This is a genomic window from Cohnella lupini, assembly GCF_003386205.1.
Lineage (GTDB): Bacteria > Bacillota > Bacilli > Paenibacillales > Paenibacillaceae > Cohnella > Cohnella lupini.
In genome coordinates, this window is sequence record NZ_QRDY01000030.1 from 27,757 (window position 1) to 47,179 (window position 19,423).

Annotated in this window: 17 protein-coding genes and 1 pseudogene; 16 read left to right on the top strand and 2 right to left on the bottom strand. The window is 47.2% G+C overall.

Features of this window, described 5'->3' with window-relative positions:
- Positions 1-1,127: hypothetical protein (locus tag DFP95_RS29075; RefSeq protein ID WP_220376475.1), on the top strand; the 1,127-nt coding region annotated here is incomplete at its 5' end.
- A gap of 153 nt (positions 1,128-1,280) precedes the next feature.
- Positions 1,281-2,186, top strand: a complete 906-nt coding sequence (locus DFP95_RS26245) for an aldo/keto reductase (RefSeq protein ID WP_115995644.1) — start codon at positions 1,281-1,283, stop codon at positions 2,184-2,186.
- A 77-nt stretch (positions 2,187-2,263) separates the two neighbouring features.
- Here DFP95_RS26245 and DFP95_RS26250 read toward each other — a convergent pair whose 3' ends face one another.
- On the bottom strand, positions 2,264-2,611 hold the full coding sequence (locus DFP95_RS26250) for a winged helix-turn-helix transcriptional regulator (protein WP_115995645.1): 348 nt from the start codon (positions 2,609-2,611) through the stop codon (positions 2,264-2,266).
- 138 nt (positions 2,612-2,749) lie between these two features.
- On the opposite strand from DFP95_RS26250, the gene DFP95_RS26255 reads away from it, so the two are divergent.
- From DFP95_RS26255 to DFP95_RS26300, 10 genes and pseudogenes are all read left to right on the top strand, one after another.
- Entirely contained in the window at positions 2,750-3,640 is an 891-nt protein-coding gene (locus tag DFP95_RS26255; RefSeq protein WP_115995646.1) for an alpha/beta fold hydrolase, read from the top strand.
- On the top strand, positions 3,637-4,152 hold the full coding sequence (locus DFP95_RS26260) for a dihydrofolate reductase family protein (protein WP_115995647.1): 516 nt from the start codon (positions 3,637-3,639) through the stop codon (positions 4,150-4,152). The genes DFP95_RS26255 and DFP95_RS26260 overlap by 4 nt, the downstream gene beginning before the upstream one ends.
- Before the next feature lie 131 nt (positions 4,153-4,283).
- The gene (locus DFP95_RS26265; RefSeq protein WP_115995648.1) at positions 4,284-4,661 is read left to right on the top strand and encodes a hypothetical protein; all 378 of its coding nucleotides are present in this window, start codon (positions 4,284-4,286) and stop codon (positions 4,659-4,661) included.
- A 66-nt stretch (positions 4,662-4,727) separates the two neighbouring features.
- Positions 4,728-4,892 (top strand): annotated as a pseudogene (locus DFP95_RS26270) (RCC1-like domain-containing protein); the annotation flags it as partial.
- Between the two features lie 695 nt (positions 4,893-5,587).
- Entirely contained in the window at positions 5,588-8,917 is a 3,330-nt protein-coding gene (locus DFP95_RS26275) for a S8 family serine peptidase (protein ID WP_115995649.1), read from the top strand.
- 39 nt (positions 8,918-8,956) lie between these two features.
- Positions 8,957-13,225 carry a S8 family serine peptidase gene (locus tag DFP95_RS26280; protein ID WP_181907619.1) on the top strand — a complete coding sequence of 1,423 codons (4,269 nt, stop codon included), beginning with the start codon at positions 8,957-8,959 and terminating at the stop codon, positions 13,223-13,225.
- Between the two features lie 115 nt (positions 13,226-13,340).
- Entirely contained in the window at positions 13,341-14,123 is a 783-nt protein-coding gene (locus tag DFP95_RS26285; RefSeq protein ID WP_245987984.1) for a WecB/TagA/CpsF family glycosyltransferase, read from the top strand.
- Positions 14,120-14,521, top strand: coding sequence for a hypothetical protein (locus DFP95_RS26290; protein ID WP_115995651.1), 402 nt, complete (start codon positions 14,120-14,122; stop codon positions 14,519-14,521). The genes DFP95_RS26285 and DFP95_RS26290 overlap by 4 nt, the downstream gene beginning before the upstream one ends.
- Before the next feature lie 142 nt (positions 14,522-14,663).
- Positions 14,664-15,335, top strand: a complete 672-nt coding sequence (locus DFP95_RS26295) for a class I SAM-dependent methyltransferase (RefSeq protein ID WP_115995652.1) — start codon at positions 14,664-14,666, stop codon at positions 15,333-15,335.
- 210 nt (positions 15,336-15,545) lie between these two features.
- Complete coding sequence (locus DFP95_RS26300; RefSeq protein WP_115995653.1) at positions 15,546-16,142, top strand: TetR/AcrR family transcriptional regulator; 597 nt, start codon at positions 15,546-15,548, stop codon at positions 16,140-16,142.
- An 81-nt stretch (positions 16,143-16,223) separates the two neighbouring features.
- On the opposite strand, the gene DFP95_RS26305 is transcribed toward DFP95_RS26300, so the two are convergent.
- Entirely contained in the window at positions 16,224-16,712 is a 489-nt protein-coding gene (locus DFP95_RS26305; protein ID WP_115995654.1) for a hypothetical protein, read from the bottom strand.
- A 346-nt stretch (positions 16,713-17,058) separates the two neighbouring features.
- On the opposite strand from DFP95_RS26305, the gene DFP95_RS26310 reads away from it, so the two are divergent.
- From DFP95_RS26310 to DFP95_RS26325, 4 genes are all read left to right on the top strand, one after another.
- Positions 17,059-17,613 carry a TetR/AcrR family transcriptional regulator gene (locus DFP95_RS26310; RefSeq protein ID WP_181907620.1) on the top strand — a complete coding sequence of 185 codons (555 nt, stop codon included), beginning with the start codon at positions 17,059-17,061 and terminating at the stop codon, positions 17,611-17,613.
- Positions 17,614-17,789: 176 nt separating this feature from the next.
- Positions 17,790-18,521, top strand: coding sequence for an SDR family oxidoreductase (locus DFP95_RS26315; protein ID WP_115995656.1), 732 nt, complete (start codon positions 17,790-17,792; stop codon positions 18,519-18,521).
- Between the two features lie 193 nt (positions 18,522-18,714).
- On the top strand, positions 18,715-19,044 hold the full coding sequence (locus tag DFP95_RS26320; protein ID WP_115995657.1) for a PadR family transcriptional regulator: 330 nt from the start codon (positions 18,715-18,717) through the stop codon (positions 19,042-19,044).
- Positions 19,045-19,058: 14 nt separating this feature from the next.
- Positions 19,059-19,423, top strand: a 365-nt coding sequence (locus tag DFP95_RS26325) for a permease prefix domain 1-containing protein (RefSeq protein ID WP_147304224.1), incomplete at its 3' end; no start/stop codon positions are given.

The window sequence follows — 19,423 nt, forward strand, 5'->3', positions numbered from 1 at the left end:
AAGCCGCGGCAAACGGATTAGCGGAAGACGGAACGGACACGCAAGCAGCTATCGATGCTGCGCAAGGTGATCGGGATGCAGCATCGCCTTCGGTGACTGCATTGCCTAACAGCGCGGCGAAAACATCGTTAATGAGCAGACTAGCGGCGGTTCAAACCACAATAGATGATGCTCAAGACGTATTAGATGCAGTAAACGCGGCGACCGTGGAAGTAGGCGCTGCCGAAGCCGCAGCGAACGGATTAACGGGAGACGGAACGGATACGCAAGCAGCTATCGATGCTGCGCAGTCTGACTATAATGCGGCATCGACAGTGGTGGACGCATTGCCAAACAGTACGGCGAAAACATTGTTAATGAGCAGTCTTGCGACGGTTCAAGCGGAGATTGACTATGCACAGGATGCAGTGGATGCAGTAAATGCAGCGACAGCTGAAGTAGACGCTGCCGAAGCCGCAGCAATCGGATTAGCGGGAGACGGAACGGACACGCAAGCAGCCATCGATTCTGCGCAATCTACTTATAATGTAATATCGACAACGGTAAACGCATTGCCGAACAGCACGGCGAAGACATCGTTAACGAGCAGACTGGCTGCGGTACAAGCAACGATTAGCGGTGCCCAGAATAATCTGGATATTATCGTTGGACTGCAAGAGGCGACGGCCGACGCAACCGCGTTAATCGAGATCAATTATACGGCTACCAGTTGGGCATTATTGCAAGCTTCTCTGGCCCTGCCGCAATCGGATCTTTCAGAAAAGGCAAACAAGCTTGCAGCGCTTAATCAGGCTATCGACTCCATGGTACTTAGGGTCATTACAAGCATTACAATAAGCACCTGGGATACTTTTCCACTTGTTATGACATCTCCGGGCGCCTACCTTCATTCCCCATTTCTAGCTAAGGTGCTGGACCAGTTCGGGATTGAAATGACGACGGAAAGCGTAATTTGGAGTATGTCCGGCAACCATCCTAGCGATTTGCTTCAGAGTCAAACAGCCCTTGGTGTGACATTAAGCATTCAACACAACGATTCGCCGCGTACTGTCATTCTAAAAGCAACTTCATCTAAAGACGCGAATGTTATGGGGTCATTCAGTGCCCAGATCGTTCTACCCGGTTGATAAAATAGTAAGCTGCCGACTAAAACCGCTAAGCCTAAGTGCTAAGCGGTTTTATGTTATCCATAGCTATTCATTTTGTGTAGAATAGTAGATATAGATAGCCGGATTTACGGAATGAGAACTTAAAAATCCGTACGCAGGGAGAGAAAGCAGATGAAACGAAATCGCTTGGGAAGGTCGGATATTTACGTCGGCGAGATCGGTCTAGGGTGTATGTCACTAGGGACGGACGAGGCCAAAGCCGTCTCCATCATTCATGAAGCTCTGGAGCTTGGAGTGAATTTCCTCGATACCGCAGACCTTTACGATGAGGGGCGCAACGAGGAGATCGTCGGCAAGGCGATCCGGCACCGCCGCGACGACGTCATAGTGGCAACCAAAGTCGGCAACCGGCGAGTGCCGGGCAAAGAGGGTTGGTCGTGGGATCCCTCCAAAGCTTATATTCAATCGGCGGTCAAAGAGAGCCTGCGAAGGCTGGGGACCGATTATATCGATTTGTACCAGCTGCATGGAGGAACGATAGAGGATCCGATCGGGGAAACGATCGAAGCGTTCGAGGAGCTTAAGCGGGACGGGCTGATCCGACATTACGGGATATCGTCCATCCGTCCGAATGTGATAAGGGAATACGTCAGGAGAAGCGGAATCGTAAGCGTGATGAATCAGTACAGCGTGCTTGACAGGCGTGCCGAAGAGGAGGTTCTCCCTCTGCTTGCCGAGAAGGAGATCGGCTTGATCGCCCGAGGTCCGCTTGCCGGAGGCATCCTCACGAAGGGCGGGGAGCGCAAGGCGGATCGGGACTATCTCGAGTATAGCCGCGAGGAATTATCCGAACTGATAGAGAGACTCCTTGAGCTTGCCGGCGATACGCGAACGCTTGCTCAGACGGCCATCCGATATGCGCTGAGCGATCCCGCGGTGAGCGTGGCCATATCGGGCGCAAGCAGTATAGAGCAACTGCGGCACAATGCGTCGGCGGCTACGGTATCTCTGTCCGTCGACGAACGGGAAGCAATACGGGCTGCGAGCAAACCGAACCGTTATAAGATTCATCGTTAAGGGGTGTAACAACAATAAGTATTCTGGCGGAAAGCAGATTGCATTTTGCAGTCTGCTTTTTCAGTGCCTCTGTTACATTACGTCAATGCTATCTTTTCCGTCCCATGCTTGTCACTTAAGCTATTTTCCTGAACCCATGCCCACATTGCCGCGAAAATAGGCTGCAGATTCCACCCTCGTTCAGTTGGCTCATATTCAACGTGCAGGGGTACTCCGGAGTACTGCGTACGCGTTATAATTCCCTTTTCCTCCAGTAACCTCAGTCGATCCGTTAACGTCTTCGGGCTAATCGGGTCCAGCCTTCGCCTCAGCTCTCCGAATCGTTTGGTGCCGACAAACAACTCCAGTAGAAGAGGGAGGGTCCACTTACCATCCAAGATTTCCAGCAATGGATCAATGGCTTCGATGCAAGAGCGATCCAACATTGGCGATTCCTCCATAGTTCATTTTATGAAACTATTGCACTTTAATGTAACTACTTTTCAAATGTACCATGTTCCACTACCATTGAAAATAGAGAGAAGAAAATAAAAGAAGATCGAAAAAATCGGAGCGAGGCGAAAATGAAAAGACCTTTTGAAGTGGATAGCATGGAGTACCCGTTCAAAGACCGATGGTTGCCGTACCGCGATGGAAATATCCATTATGTTGACGAAGGAAACGGACCGACGGTCCTTCTCCTTCATGGAAATCCGACATGGTCATATCTTTACAGAAATATCATTAAGGAGCTGAGTGGTGAATTCCGACTTGTCGCTCCGGATTATCCCGGCTTCGGGATGTCCAAAGCGCCATCCGGATACAAATATACGCCGCATGAACATTCGGAGGCCATATCGGACTTCATCCGCCTTCTCGATCTGAAAGACTTTATACTGGTGGTCCAAGACTGGGGAGGGCCTATCGGTGTTAACTACGCCGTACGGAACCGGGATCAGCTTCGCGGAATCGTCTTGATGAACACATGGGCGTGGCCTGCGACGCAACTTCCGATGAAATTGTTCTCTCTTGTCATGGGAGGCTGGCCGCTAGGATATTGGCTACAGACTCGCCGTAACTTCTTTGCCAAGGTCATTGTTCCGAGCGGCATCCACTATGCCGAGAAAGTGACGGAAAGCCTGAGAAAAGCGTATACCGCGCCTTTCCCGACACCGGAGTCCAGAATCCCGACATGGGTATTCCCCAGGCAGATTCGCAAGGCTTGGTCATGGTTGGCGGCTATTGAATCGGGTCTGCACTCGCTATCCGATCTGCCCGCGCAAATATTGTGGGGGACAAAAGACAGCGCCGGTTTCCCGCTTGCAGCCATGGCCAGATGGCAGAGCTATCTGCCGATGAACGAAACAGAAATCCTAGACGATGCTTCTCACTATGTGCAGGAGGATCGGCCGGATCGTGTAGCGGCATCCGTTCGAAAAATTTGGGAAAGAACGTCAGGAGGAAAAATCAGATGAAAACTATTTTATGGGCAACATTAAGCGCCAACGGGAACTATGCACAATCGAGTCCGGAGAATCCGCCGAAGAAGGAAGCACTGGATGATTTTGCGAAGCATGCTGAAGCAGCCGGGAATTTTATTGTAGGACGCCGAACTTTCGAGGGCATGGCGGCGAGCGGCGGCGGCGGTGGCGGTCCGTTTGCGGATTTGGATATCGTTGTGGTTTCCAAGAGCGTTGATGCTCTTCCGGGGGCAACGATTGCGAGATCGCCGCAGGAAGCTTTGAACTACTTGCAGCGGAAAGGACATCAAACCGCAATCGTAGCGGCCGGAGCGGATTTGCACAATGCTTTTTTAAGTCAAGGGCTTGTCAACGAGCTGATCTTCAATGTAGCGCCCGTGCTGGAGGGCAAGGGGCTCCATCTTACGATCGACGCAAACGATTATAAGTTCAAAGATGTTCGGCTTCTGGATACAAATCTGCTTGGCGGCGGTGTCGTGCAGTTGCATTACGCGGTTAATCGCTAGTTTAGAAAAGAAAGTATTTGATTGGCTATATCAAGGCTAAATGATTCAGAGAATTGGCTCGAGGGTTTAATTAATGATTATCGTTCATACAATTATTGTAGTAAAAGCATATCGCTAATTGGAGTGATATCATGATAACGGCGTGGATCGGAAGTCTTTTGTTTTTGGTAGTATCTATTTTGTACATATTATTAGCTTTAGGTTTGCCATATGGGGATTTAGCAATGAGTGGTAAACACAAAGTAATGGCAAAACCAATGAGAATTGCCTGTGCATTTTCAGTAATTATTCAATGGTTTGCAATACTATGTATACTACAAGCAGGTAATGTAATTGCAATTGGAGCAGTATCCCCAATTGCAAAAGGTGCATGTTATTTCTTCGCATTTTATCTAATCATAAATACCGCTATGAATGTTTTTTCCAAAAGTAAAAAAGAAAAGCTTGTTATGACGCCTTTATCAATGGTCACGGCGGCCTGTTTTTTTATCACCGCATTGAATGCTTAAATCCCGCTTTAAATCACTTTTTATTGTAAAATGTAATCAAAAATAGAAGGTGATAAACGATTGAACATTGAAGGTAATTTGCTAGGAGAGGCGTTAAAGGTGAAAAGTTGGCCTAAAGATATCATAGCGGCGGGTCGTCGCCATACCGTTGGTCTTAAATCGGACGGAACGGTGGTTGCCGTGGGTGATAATGAATATGGCCAATGCGATGTAAGCGGCTGGCGCGGCATCCGACTATCCGGCAAATAGAAAATCGAAGGAAGCCCAAATGGGCTTCTTTTTGATTTTGGTCATTATATCAGTCGAGTGATCGCAATAGAAAACCCCTTCTTATTCGGAGGTGGCTTTAGTCTCACAACAGGAGAAAAGTACTATTTTCGATTGTTCTAGAACAGAGAGTACCGGGTAATTATTTGTACTATTTGTATAATGCTAAAGGTGGAAATAATTCGATTTTAAGAAATATTTTCCTTTTTATGATTCTGAATTCAAATAGGTAAATTATAACAAAGCCTATTTTTATAAAAAATTGGATTAAGTACTTCTTTGCGTTAATGAAACATTATGCTACCGCATCAAAGGAAAAACCCCGAAAAATATATTTGTGCGGGCTATCTCGTTAAAAACATAACGATTACATGACATGATATGTCATGTAAAATATCCCGAAACTATTAAATTTCTATTTACACTCACCAAAAAGTGAAAGTAATTATTTGTATTATATAAATAATAATAAAAATAGATCCAGACGTATTAACTTTAAATATTTGCACTATGCTACAATCGTTCAATATTCTAGAATCCAAATTTATGAAGCTCTCTAATCCAATATGAAGCGTGGTGAATTCTAGCAAATAAACTGTTCGGACATCGGGAGATTCATATAATCGAGCAAATTTGATGCAAATCAGGAGGTTAGTAACTTGAAGAAGGATCAGTTGATTAAATCGTTCGCGGTTGCGGCGTTCATGTCGCTTATGATCGGCGCGGTGAGCCCTGCATTTGTGCATGCAACCGATGTAAGGAAAAGTAAGTGGACCGCGGAGAATGCTCCGAAGGAAGAAGTAGTTCAAATTGCTTCCCCCGCAGGTAAAGAGGACTATGAGGTTAAAACGACAACCCCTGTTATTTCGGATATTCCGTATGCCGGCGATCGGATTATCGTGAAATATAAAAAAGGCTTCACCACGACTTCGACATCGATTCTAGCCTCAAGCGTTAAGAAGAACAGCGTTAAGCTTGCTGGCGCCGATGCAACTGTAGTGAAGTTACCGGCATCCTCGGATATCGAGCAAGTAGTCGAAAAGCTGAATAACGATCCTAACGTCCTATACGCCGAACCGGACTATAAGCTTTACAAAGCAGGCTTGCCGGAGGATCAAGCATCTTTGCCTGACGATACCTATTTTCCGTTACAATGGGCTTTACATAATACCGGACAAATTCCACCATACAACTATAACAACCCTGAGCTGGAGGGTCGCCCAGGACCAATAGGCCTTGACATCAAAGCACCGGAAGCTTGGAAAATTACAAAGGGCAGCAGCGATGTCGTCGTCGCCGTTATCGACACGGGCATCGAAATCAATCATCCGGATTTGATAGATAGCATATGGGTCAATCCAAGCGAGAGACTCAATCAGAATGACGATGATAAGAACGGTTATGCAGATGATTTGAACGGATGGAATTTCATAGACGAGAATAATATCGTTTACAGTGAGGTTGACGGGGACACGCACGGTACGATAACGGCAGGTATTATCGCAGGTTCGACGGACAACGGCATGGGCATAGCGGGTATTGCCCCGAATGTTAAAATCATGCCGCTCAAGTATATCGGTCCGGAATACGGCTTGGTGTCCGATTTAATCGAAGCGATTGAATACGCCGAGAAAAACGGCGCGCAGATCGCCAACATTAGCGCGGAAATGTACCAGTCGAGCGAAGCTCTAAAGGATGCAATCGAGTCCTCCAAAATGCTGTTCGTAGTGGCCGCGGGTAACCAGGGAGTAAATACGGATATGATCCCGGCCTACCCGGCTTCCTACGATAGCCCTAATATTCTTTCCGTAACTTCTGTTGATAACGAGGGGAACATTCCCATCGATGCTAATATAGGTTACAAATCAGTTGACGTGGCTGCGCCTGGCGAAGCCATTGCGAGCACCACGACAAAAAGTGACGTCGGCCTGTCTGCAGAGATCTACGATAAAGCTTATGACTCCAAAGCTATTTTCAACGGAATTGCTTTCGAGAACATATTAGACGATGAAGATGCAGACCAGAACTATAGACAGGACGCATTCAACGTAGCGATGGATTACCTTGACGCTTCCCCTTATTCTGACGCTAAAGTACTCCTTGTGCAGGATGATCTTTCTAATGTTTCTCCGATAGCTAGCTCTAGTAAACTTTCGAAGTATACCCAATTACTCAAAGGCTACGGATATGTATACGAAGAGGAAGACGACGACGGAGATGGCGAGATCAAAAAGGAATACGACATCGTTCAATCCTCGCCGAATGGAGGGGACGGTCCATCGGCGGCGGTTATGAGCGAATATGATGCCGTCATTTGGTTCACGGGCTCCGCGGACAGAGGAACGATATCGAATATAACGGTTAACGACCAACAAAGTTTAACGGAGTACCTTCATGGCGGAGGTCATCTGTTATTAACGGGTACTAACGTATTAAACGGACCCACTGACAGCTCGGGAACTCAGGATTCTAGTATTATCGATACTCCATTCGTTAAGGACGTCTTGCATCTGAAGTTCGTCGATCAGTACTTTTACGATACGGCAACGGGCGTGCCAAATACGATCTACGCGGGTAGAGAGTATCCGCTAGACGAAGAGAAAGATAGCTACAACTGGATCATTTCAAGAGATTCCGAGATCGCCAAGATCAATTTGTATAATGTGACTCCGGATTTCAAAGGCAGCAACTACGTTTATGTGAGAGGAACCTCTTACGCGGCTGCGAACGCATCGGGTGTAGCTGCGCTGGTGCTTAGTCAAGAGCCTTCTTTAAGCTCGCTTGCTATTAAACAACGGGTTGTAAATAGCGGAACGCGTCTCAGTTCATTGGCGGGCAGGGTAGCCAGCGAAAGGATGATCAACGCTTATAAGGCTCTTACGGATGATGAAATTCCAGGCACTCCTTTCTTAGGCGGTAGTGTTACAAATCAATTGGACATGAATACGGATCCGAACGATGTATATGCGCTGGACCTACATGCCGGTGAGAATGTCAGCATCTCTATGACAGGCGACACAAATACCGATTTCGACCTGTTCTTGTATGCCCCGGACACCACTACAATTGCCTACTCTAACGAGAATTTGCTAGCGTATTCGGAGAATGAGCAAACTTCGACGGAATCGATAGAATACAAGGTTGCCACAAGCGGAACTTATTATTTGAATGCCTACGCCCATAAGGGAGCTGGCGAGTACGCGATAACCGTCACAACCGACAATCAAATCGGAGGTTATGAGGACAATAGCAGCTCCCTGGTCTTCAGTGGTCCATGGACTTCAGTCAACAATAACCAATACTCTGGTCTCACCATGAAGCAAATCAATGAAAAAGGAAAAGTTGAATTTGCATTCGTGGGTACTTACTTCTCCTGGTTGGGCTCTAAGAATCAAGATCAAGGGATTGCGGATGTTACGATTGATGGCGTGAAAGTGGCTTCGCCTTCGTTGTACAGCTCGAATTCTCTGAATAAGCAAGTCATTTACGAGAAATCCGTTCCTTATGGACAACATACCGTCTCTATCGAATGGACCGGCAAAAGAGATCCTGCTGGCAAAAAGTCCGGTAAAGCTTTCATTAACGTAGATGCGTTCAGCGTATCTGAATTAGTAGAGGATAGCGATCCCGCAGCTCTCGCAATCGGCCCTTGGCAGACTAGTCTAAGTCAGAAGAATTACGGCGGGAAGGCAAAATACACCAGTATTAAAGGCAGTTATATCCTGCTTCCGTTTGAAGGCACGCAAGTGAAGCTGATAGCGACTACCGGCCCGAATCGCGGCAAAGCAAATGTCTATATCGATGATGAGCTTGTCTCTTCCGATCCAATCGATATGTATAGCCCGACGATCGGCTATCGAACCGTCGTATTCGAATCAACGGTTATTTCCCCTGGCTCCCATACGATTAAAGTGGTCAATTCGGGAGAAAAAAGCTCGTTATCTAGCGGAACTTATATTTCGGTTGATGCTATATCTATCATTAAGTAAGAATGAATTCATATTTTTGTAGAAATGGGGAACCAGCACTTGGCTAAATTACGGATTAAACAATCGGTCGCCCTTCTTACAGCTGCTCTTCTGTTGGCTGCTCCATTTAACCACGGCAGCAAAGCGTCTGCTAGCGGGACGTCATCCAGTTCGAGTATTGCCGATATTATAAGCTCCAATAAATCGATTCTTCCGCCGTCTATGTCTTCCATTCTGGAAGCCAAAGATAGCATTGGAATCGCCACCGTCGATCCGGAAATTAATACTTCTTCAACAGATAAAATCAATGTTATCGTGCAGTTGAGCTCGCAGCCGGTTTCTGTGGCTCAATATTCCGCGGGGCTCACCAGAAGTTCTTTCTCGGCTCAATCGACGGAGAGTGCAATCAAGAAGGAGCAATCCTCTTTCGTTAGCTCAGCTAGCAGCAAGGGGATATCCATGACAGTCAACTACCAGTACGATACGGTGCTTAACGGGATGGAAGTCACGGTTAGCGCGTCCGATATTCCCAAATTGGCTCTCATGTATGGCGTCAAAGCCATTTCCAAAAACAGAAACTACTATCCGGTTCCGATGGAGGCATCCCCCATCTATGGAGCAAACGGATCCGAAATCAACTATGATACGGAACCGCTTGAGCAAATAGGGGCAGATGACGCCTGGGCAGGCGGTTTTACGGGCAAAGGCATGAAGGTGGGGGTCATTGATACGGGGGTCGACTATTTACACCCGGATCTGAAGGATGCATATAAGGGTGGTTATGATTCTATTAATAGAGATGATGACCCCTACGAGGATGAGCCGGATATCAGCTTTGGCTTTGTAGGAAGCGACCACGGAACGCATGTTTCGGGAACGATTGTCGGAAGAGCGACCAATACGACCGACGAAATGGTTCAGAAGGGCGTTGCTTACGAGGCAGATCTGTATGTGTATAAAGTTTTAGGGAAAAAGTGGAATCCAGATAAGTATGTTTTTGATGTTACCGGGTCTTCCGCGCAGGTTATAGACGGTATCGAACACGCCGTTAAGGATCATATGGATGTTATCAACATGTCTTTGGGCTCGGATATGGTGAAAAACCCAGATTCGCCGGATTCCATTGCCGTTAACAATGCCGTTCTCTCCGGCGTCACGGCAGTCATTGCGAACGGAAATGCCGGCGCCGACGGTTTATATTATTATTCAATGGGTTCTCCGGCAAGCGCACAGCTGGGGATCTCGGTTGCGGCAGCAACCAGTACGAGCTCGCACTTCAGCGGAAGCTTTACGGATTCGCTGTCGGTTAATCAAGCGGTTTACTCTTTGGAGGTAATGGCTTGGGAAACGGGAGGATCGAATTTCAACGAGGTGTTAGGCTCCGAGCCACTGGATGCTGTTTACGTAGGATTAGGTGACGACGGGGATTATATGGATAAAGACGTTCACGGGAAGGTTGTTCTCATCTCTCGTGGCGTGCTGAATTTCGTGGATAAAGTAGCCAAGGCTAAAGCTAATGGAGCGAAAGCCGCAATTATTTTTAACGGTAACGTCGCTAAAGATTCAACGACGGCTGCGGATTTATCTGAGCACATTGCAGATAGGGATGGTCCGATCGGTCCTATCGCCTTCCTCGGAGAAAATTACGAGTTCATGCCAACGTTCGATATGTCGGGGTACGAGGGACGGGCTCTGGCTAGATTGATTACCGACCCAGCCAACGCGGATGTACCTCTGCAATTTACGTTCGGTCCATTTAACGAGACAATCGTTCCCGGCGATACGATTGCCGATTTCAGCTCGCGCGGACCAAACTCGGATGGCAACTATAGCATCAAACCCGATCTCACCGCTCCGGGCGTGAACATTCGTTCCACATGGCCCGCTTACGGTGAAAAGGACTACGGGTATGGAATTGCGCACTATGATAAAGCGTACAATCGGATCAGCGGAACAAGCATGGCTACGCCGCATATCGCCGGTCTTGCGTTACTATTGAAGCAAGAGCATCGGGATTGGTCGCCTCGCGACATTCGCGCCGCTCTAGCGAATACGGCTGATAGTCTAAGTACCTTGGATGGAACTCAGCAATACGATGTTTATTCTCAAGGCGCCGGCCGCGCAAACGTAGCGAACGCTATTCTGACACCGGCAATTGTACAAGCGATGGATCCGATAACGATTTATGATGCGAAAATGACTCCGAAGGTCATGGAAAGCGAAGCAAGCAGCTTAAGCTTCGGAGCGATCTCTCCCGGAGAAGAGCCTATTTCCAAGCCGCTTCGTCTTAAGAACACTTCCGACGAAGCTCTGACTTATGCGGTGTCCGTAGTTATGCATCCCAACGTCACGTCGGACCCTAGCGATCCGATCGTCACTCCGAGCGCGGATAATATTGAACTGACCTTGGGTGGGCTTGATACGGACTCCAGTAACACGATTACCGTAGGTGCACAAACGAGTCATCCCTTCACTCTTGCGGCTAAAGCCAAGACCGAAGCCATTCACGGCGTGTATGAAGGTGAAATAAAGCTAGAACACGATGGATTACCAACCCTGCATCTGCCTTTTGTCATTCATGTAGGCGATGATGTGGCGGACAATGATTTCGCTTTGCAGAATCTTTCCCTAACTAGCACGACTATCTCGCCTGATGCGCCGATCGACATTAACGTAACGTTGGCCAACGGCAACGTAAACTTCCTCGATGTGGAAATTTTTAATTTTGACGAGGAGTTTGTTGGCAGATTGAGCGATTTCCTTGATTTAGACGTTGCGGCTAACAAGTTAAATACGATCGCTCCAGGAAGCATTACATTCGAGCAAATAGATGGAAGCTTTATAGATGGCGAATTGGACGAGTATGGAAACGATCTCGTTAAGCAGCTTCCTGAAGGAATTTATCATCTGGAGGTTATCGCTGCCCATTTCGATGATATGCTGAATGTTGACTTTGCTCAGTCCAGCAGCGCCACCGTATATGTGAAGCTACAATCGGATACCGGGGAAACGCCGACAGAGCCTGGTCCAGAACCAAGTCCTGAACCAGATCCTGGAACTCCTGCGGGTGGTGGAAGTACCGGTGTACCGGTAACCGACAAGCCAATGGATTCCGAAGTGGTGAAATCCATTCTTCAGTCGAACCAAACGCTATCGTCCATCACTGGAGAAGCGACTAAGCAAGGAGATCAAACGGTAGTCACCGTTACGGAAGCGGAGCTGCAGAAGGCGCTTGATGCCGCGAAGGCGTCGCCAACCGTTTTCAACATCAGTGCAGCGTCTACGGAAGCTTCGCCTACTAAGGTTCGGCTATCCTTGACGGCAGCTCAAGTGAAGCTGTTGAAGTCGGCGTCCGAACAAGGCTCTATCGCTTTAACGTGGAGCGATGCAACGGTAGCTCTTCCGCTATCGGTGTTGTCTGGATTTGCAGAAAATACAGGCTTAATTCTAACTATTTCACCGAGTGCTGACAGCAAGTCGTTATTCACGGCGAAATATCCGACTGCGACAGTGTTAGGTACGCCATATACGTTTGAAGCCTTTTCCATTGTGAACGGCGTGGAAACTCAGGTTTCGTTAAAACCCGATCAATCGGTTAGCAGAGCGTTCCTGCTGGATCAATCCATTGATGCAAGCAGTGCGGGAGTACTCTATGCCGAAGGGAATCAGGTATATCCGACGCCTTCAAGGTTTACTAAAACGACGAATGGTAAAACCATCGTTACGATTATCCGTCCGGGCTTCTCGGATTATGCGGTCGTGACGAGAGAGATCTCGTTTACCGATATTCAAGCGTCATGGGCGGCTGGCCCAATCCAATCGCTTGCGGATAAATTCATCGTAAACGGCACGTCGGCAACGAAATTCTCGCCTAAGAAGCCGGTTACCCGAGCGGAATTTGCTACGATGCTGGTAAACGCAATCGGATTGGACAAACAATCCTCTACATCTTCTTTTACGGATATTAAAGGAACCGAATGGTTCGCCGAAGATGTAGCCACCGCTTACAAAGCCGGTCTTATTACAGGCAACGGCGGAAAATTCAAGCCGAACGACCCAATCACGCGTCAAGATTTGACCGTCATGCTAGCCAGAGCCGCGACTATGCTTCATATCAGCAAAACAAGCGGCACGCCGATTAAGCCGTATGCGGATGCATCGAAATTCGGCGCTTACGCGCAAGACAGCATCCAAGCCGTAACGGATGCGGGATTAATGCAGGGAGTGGAGAAGCAGGGACGTTTGTTCTTCGATCCAATCTTGTCTACGACCCGCGAAGCGGCAGCTAAAGTGCTCTACCAATTGCTCGATGCTGCCAATCTGATCTAAGATTTCCATAACCGTCTGAGGACATCCCCGTGGGGATGTCCTTTCTTCATGATTAACAGGATATAAATAATCAGTAATACAAGTTTTATATGGTAAAATTATGGAAGGGGAGTAAATGTTTTATGAAAATATTAATGAAGGTGGATATGCCGCTATGGATAAATACGTTAAAGTCATGGGAGTTCGGTTTCCCGCAATTACCTTAGAACGTACAGTAAATATTCTTAGTGATGTAATTGAACAGAATAGATCTCAACTTTTTCATGTCATTACGGTTAATCCTGAGATCACTATGGCTTGTCAAAAGGACAGGCAATTGCGTTCTATAATAGATGAAGCAGGACTCATTACCGCCGACGGTATTGGGATTGTTATGGTATCGCGTTTAAGGGGCGGAAATCTTCCTGAAAGGGTTACAGGTTACGATACGCTGTTAAAGTTACTCGAGACGGGTAACCAAAAGAAGTGGTCATTTTATTTTTTGGGTGCAGATCCAGTCACTAATCAAAAAGTATGTGAGGTTATTGGTGAAAAGCATCCTGACGTTGTAATTCTAGGTAGGCATCATGGCTTCTTTAACCCAAGTGAGGAAGATAAGATTGTCGAAGAAGTTGGATCTTTATCGCCGGATATTTTGGTCGTTGCTTTAGGAGCACCCTATGCAGAGAGATGGATTCATAAATATAAGTCAAAACTAAATGCCAAAATTGCTATTGGAGTTGGCGGCAGTTTGGATGTCATTGCCGGAAAAGTTAAGGCAACTCCTGAAAGTTGGAAACGGAGCAACTTGGAGTGGCTTTACCGATTGATTCAACAACCTTCAAGATGGAGAAGACAATTAATATTACCCCGCTTTCTAGTTCGGGCGCTCATATTTAAGGAAGGTAAGGCACCATGATGACAACTAAAAAGCCTCTGTTTTTAAAGAACCGTTTAGTATTGATATTAGTTGGTGTTCTTGTGTTGTTCACGGTAGGTTTCTACTTATATGCTTTTCGGGGGTTTCTAGTTAATCCTGACGCCATCTTTATTACATCGGATATTAAGGACGGAAAGCTGGTGTTGAACGGCTCGGCTGCATCCAGTGCAACAGCTTATAGTGGCTATACCTCTCGACAAAAGGATGGCAAGTTAGTGCTTAGAATTAGGTATGTGCCAATAGCGAATAAATGGCATCAGACAGGCAATTTTCGGATTGAAATCTCGGAAAAGGACATGTCATCGATTCGACAGGTGTCTATCTATGATAAAGACAATAGGGATCGTATACTCTGGACTAGAACAAATACAAGTTAACGAAATCCGAGATAGAGAAGGAGGCAATTTGTGCGGCTGTTAGCCTCAAGCGGAGAGGGCTTGGCCAGACGTTTCCAATCTCGATGGACATGCATAAATTATGGAAACGACCTGTCATTGCATCTCAAAGGAGGTTCAATCCATGAACTGGAGTTTCTATGATCCTGTATTTGCATATGATCGCGGCAATCCGACTTTAAAGACGTTTTCGGCTTGGACGGGCCATCGGCGGTTCGCCTACGATTTGACGCGGAATCTAAAGCCTCGCACCGTCGTTGAGCTGGGGACGGCATTCGGCGTCTCCTATTTCAGCTTCTGTCAGGCGACTGTCGACTCGGCCGCGAATACCCGCTGTTACGCCGTCGATACGTGGCTGGGGGATCCTCACGGAGGTTATTACTCCGAGGCTATATTCGAGGCGGTCAGCGCCATCGCTCGTATTCATTATCCGAATGTAGCCACTCTAGTACGCTGTTTCTTCGATGAGGCCCTGCATTATTTTCCGGACGAATCGATAGACGTCCTTCATATCGACGGCTACCACACTTACGAGGCGGTCAAGCACGATTTCGACACCTGGATACCGAAGCTCGCAAGGAACGGAGTCGTCCTGTTCCACGATATCGCGGAGAGAAGTCGCGACTTCGGAGTGTACCGGGTTTGGGAGGGGTTAGCGTGTTATCCGAGGATTGAATTCGCTCACAGCCATGGTCTCGGCGTTCTTTTCCCCAAGGGTTGTCCGCCGTCAATGAACGCATTGATCGAGAACGGCGAGACCTTCGCAGCCCATTATGCGAATTTGGCTCATAAATAATGTGAAATCGAGCTAATCGTTGCTGGTCACATCCATGTTCCAGAAGCGAAAGGGCTACCTCGCGGTAGCCCTTAATCGTGTTAATATGGAGAATATTGTAACTTCCGAAAGACCGGGATCACATAGTTGTGGAAGTGTTCGGAGTCTATAAATATAATAAAGTAGTACTAACTTAAGTTGTTCTATAAGTGTTTATAAGGAGCGGTCGCTTTGAAAAAAAATAAATTTCAGCTCAAAAGAGAAGCTACCTATCAACTATTGCTCGAAGCGGGTTTGATATGCTTTTCCGAAAGAGGATATACAGCTACAACGCTCGGGGATATCGTGGAACGAACGGGTCATACGAAAGGAGCGTTCTATGGCCATTTCAAGAGTAAAGAAGAGTTGTTTTTTCATATACTAGATTATCAGTTTCAAATCACGAGCGGTTGGACGGATATTCCTAAAGAATATAGCCCGTCGGATACGACGCTTGAGGAAGTAATCACGATTACCCTTACTCGGCTTAGCCAAATGCAAAAGGGAGTAGATAACTGGATCGTCGTTCTGACCGACTTCTATTTACAGACTAAGCATCTTCCGGAATATCAGGAAAAATTAACGGAAAAATACCGCCAATGGGTGGCTGGAATCGAAAAGTTAATTGTCGTCTTGCAAGAACAAGGTTGGATTCCGCGAGATAAAGATCCCCATATAATCGCCGTACAGGTGATCGCGTTTAACGAGGGATACACGATTTTCTCGAGTTTGTTCGGAGGCTCGAACGCTGAGGCGCTGATTCAAGGTTTGGTCAAGCTAATGTCATGATTTCAAATAAAATATCACCCATATAAAACAATAATTCTTATCTTATTGAAGAAGCTTCAAGCCTAGTAAGGTAATTGCTAATCAGCAATTACCCTTACAGCTGTTATAGATGGCTTCCCCTCGCCGCAAGCAGTCTTGCGCATTCTCGCCCCTGAGCCTGCACGCAATGATGAATTGGGTTTCCGTCAAGCGGCAAAAAGGCAACCTAAGAAAGCAAGGCAATGCCAGCGATTGCGGTTTTCTCTTCTCGAACGCGGTCAACTCTTTTCCCAGCTTGGCAAAGGCCAGAGCCAATGCTTCGCTAAGCTCATCGAGCTTGTTACCGTCATAAACTAGGAATTGACGCCGGTTGCATTTCGATTTGCCGCCATTCGATTTCGGCTTAACGCTACCCGTAGAGATAACCAAAGGTTTTCCGTTCAAGGAGACCTGTAGCACTCCATTTAAGTTGCCGTTGGGTAAGCGCTGGGTATCCACGAAGCTGACCTCCAAGATGCCATCTTTAGTTTTGACTTCGGCATCCGCGGAGAATATAGCCGTTCCCCCCACTTGTTTGAAAATAACCGCCATTCTAGTTCCCTCCCTTGTCCATTCATCCCTTCATATAATGCAGGACAAGGTGGGAAGGCAACTGGTAAATGTACTCCTCATAAGAACAAAGGCTTATAACCTCGTTAGTTATCGAGTGTTTTCTTCTCGCTCACACGCAATACAATGAATAATATGCTCCGCTTGCTACCGGTTTATGATTTTCGTTGGCGTGTTGGAAGCCATGGCCAATGGTTACAAGGGCAAATGTACAATTACAAGTTATCTTTTTTGGAATCTGCAATTAGGCTATGTTACAATACGACCCATATATGCAGCGGGAAGGACGAGATGCATGAACCCATCCGGATTAGACAAAGAGATCATTTTGAACGCGGCGGAAGAGGCGATTCGACGGTTTGGGCCAAGCAAAACCAATATTACCGACATCGCCAAAATCCTAAAGGTCAGTCACGCGGCTATTTACCGCCATTACGAGAACAAAGCGGTTCTACTGGAAGCAGTGACGGAGCGCTGGCTGAGTCGTGTGTCGAGGCCGCTTGAGCCGATTATGAAGGAAAACAACGATCCGGAAGCGAAGCTGCGGTGTTATCTGAAGACGTTATGTCAGAACAAACGGTCGAGCGTCATTGAAGATCCAGAAATGTTCGAGAACTTTGCTATATTAACCCAGAACTCCAAAGAGGCATTATCGACTCATGTGGAACAATTATTTGCTCAGTTGGAGGAAATCATCAGGAAGGGGATGGAAACCGGAGTCTTCGAGACCGACGATCCGCGCGAAATGGCGGTGACCGTTTTTACCGCTACGTCCCGCTTCCATTATCCGGCGTTTGCAAAGGAATGGGAGAATCCCAATATTGAAAGCCTGGTAAACTCCGTGATTGACCTGATCCTTAATGGCGTTAAAAAACGGAACTAAGCGAATGGTTTCTTCTATAAGGAAGAGGCCTTTTTTTATGGAGGTGCTCGAGAGCAGGCCGGAAGGACGTAAAGCTCATGTTGCTAGTTACAAAATATATATGTTGTAACTTGAAATTAAGGGTGCTATTATTATCCCTGCAAGTAATCCAATCTTGATTTCGGGAGGATAAGGATATGCATAAGTATTCAGATTTGCAAGAACAAAGGGTAGTTCTGCTTGGCGGGACATCGGGTATCGGTTTGGCAACCGCTAAAGCAGCCGCCCGCGAGGGTGCGGCTGTCGTGGTCGTGTCCAGCAGACAGAGCAACGTGGATAAGGCGTTGCTTGAATTGCCGAAGGGTTCAGAAGGTTATGCCGTAAACTTATCCAACGAGGAGCATATTCGGAACTTCTTCGCTCGAGTGCCCTCGTTCGATCATCTCGTGTATTCGGCAGGGGATTCCCTTGTAGTAGACCATATAAGCAACGTTGATGTCGAAGCGGCAAAACAAGCATTTACTCTGCGGTATTGGGGAGCATATACAGCTGTAAAATACGGCAGCGGAAAAATCAATCCGGGGGGTTCGATCACCCTCACGACAGGTATCGCGGGAGAACGGCCGATGAAGGAATGGACAATCGCGTCCAGCGTGTGCGGGGCCGTTACTTCTTTGACTCGAGCTCTTGCCGTAGAACTGGCTCCGATTCGGGTAAATGCCGTAAGTCCTGGGGTTGTCAGAACCGAACTGTGGAGGGGGATGAGCGAGACGGAACGCCAGGATTTTTACAACGGGATCGGACAGAACCTGCTTGTAGGCAGGGTAGGGGAAGTCGAAGATTTGGCCGAAGCGTATCTTTTCCTTATGCGCGAGAAGTTCAGCACCGGACAAATCCTTACCGTGGACGGGGGAACCGTATTGGTTTGACTCCATCTAATCGATAGATATGCGTCAAGACTGTCAGTATAGAGTTAAATGTTAAAAACCATGGCCGACATGAACATGTGGTCATGGTTTTTTAACGTTTATGACCATTACTTTTAGGCAAAGTAATTAATTTGTAATACTACCTTTACAGTCATAGTAGTATGCCGTATTATACAGATATGGAGGCGATGGTATGAGCGAGAACAAGATCACTTCCGACCTGCTGCGAGGACATACGGATACGATGATATTACGGATCCTGTCCGAAGCAGACCGCTACGGCTACGAGATTGTTAAGCTCATTGCCGAGCGCTCGGGCGGCGAGTACGAATTAAAGGAAGCGACGATGTACTCCAGCGTCCGACGGCTCGAGATCGACGGCGATATCGAGTGGTATTGGGGCGATGAATCGCAAGGCGGAAGACGCAAGTATTTCAGGATTACGGAGAAGGGCAAGGAAGCTTACGTCCGCAACAAAAGCAATTGGGAGTATTCAAAACGCGTACTAGAAAACTTATTATGAGGGGACTTGATGAGATGAATCCGAAATTGACGAATTATTTGAACGGCGTATTTACGCCATACGATGGAGTAAAAAGCGTTATTGAATTAAAAGCCGACCTGCTCTCCGATTTACATGAGCGTTACCAAGAACTCAAAGCCGAAGGCAAAGACGATGAAACGGCATTTAAGATGACGGTTGAGAGTATCGGCGACATCGAACAAACGATACAGGAGGTCGCCAACCTCTCCCGCTCGCTAGAGCGGCAGGTGTTGACTAACTTTAGCGGAAGCAACTTGGCGGATAGCGACTTTGCGGGCGTTACCGCACACAAAGGGGAGTTCAAGGGTAGCGCTCTTCAAGGTTCTGACTTCTCGGGCGCGGATCTGACCGGCAGTTC

Bases quoted from the DNA above. Each gene is read 5' to 3' on its own strand.
- DFP95_RS26285 (WP_245987984.1), top strand. From the start codon at position 13,341: ATGTTTTATGAAAATATTAATGAAGGTGGATATGCCGCTATGGATAAA.
- DFP95_RS26290 (WP_115995651.1), top strand. From the start codon at position 14,120: ATGATGACAACTAAAAAGCCTCTGTTTTTAAAGAACCGTTTAGTATTG.
- DFP95_RS26265 (WP_115995648.1), top strand. From the start codon at position 4,284: ATGATAACGGCGTGGATCGGAAGTCTTTTGTTTTTGGTAGTATCTATT.
- DFP95_RS26320 (WP_115995657.1), top strand. From the start codon at position 18,715: ATGAGCGAGAACAAGATCACTTCCGACCTGCTGCGAGGACATACGGAT.
- DFP95_RS26245 (WP_115995644.1), top strand. From the start codon at position 1,281: ATGAAACGAAATCGCTTGGGAAGGTCGGATATTTACGTCGGCGAGATC.
- DFP95_RS26315 (WP_115995656.1), top strand. From the start codon at position 17,790: ATGCATAAGTATTCAGATTTGCAAGAACAAAGGGTAGTTCTGCTTGGC.
- DFP95_RS26250 (WP_115995645.1), bottom strand. From the start codon at position 2,611: ATGTTGGATCGCTCTTGCATCGAAGCCATTGATCCATTGCTGGAAATC.
- DFP95_RS26255 (WP_115995646.1), top strand. From the start codon at position 2,750: ATGAAAAGACCTTTTGAAGTGGATAGCATGGAGTACCCGTTCAAAGAC.
- DFP95_RS26305 (WP_115995654.1), bottom strand. From the start codon at position 16,712: ATGGCGGTTATTTTCAAACAAGTGGGGGGAACGGCTATATTCTCCGCG.
- DFP95_RS26260 (WP_115995647.1), top strand. From the start codon at position 3,637: ATGAAAACTATTTTATGGGCAACATTAAGCGCCAACGGGAACTATGCA.
- DFP95_RS26295 (WP_115995652.1), top strand. From the start codon at position 14,664: ATGAACTGGAGTTTCTATGATCCTGTATTTGCATATGATCGCGGCAAT.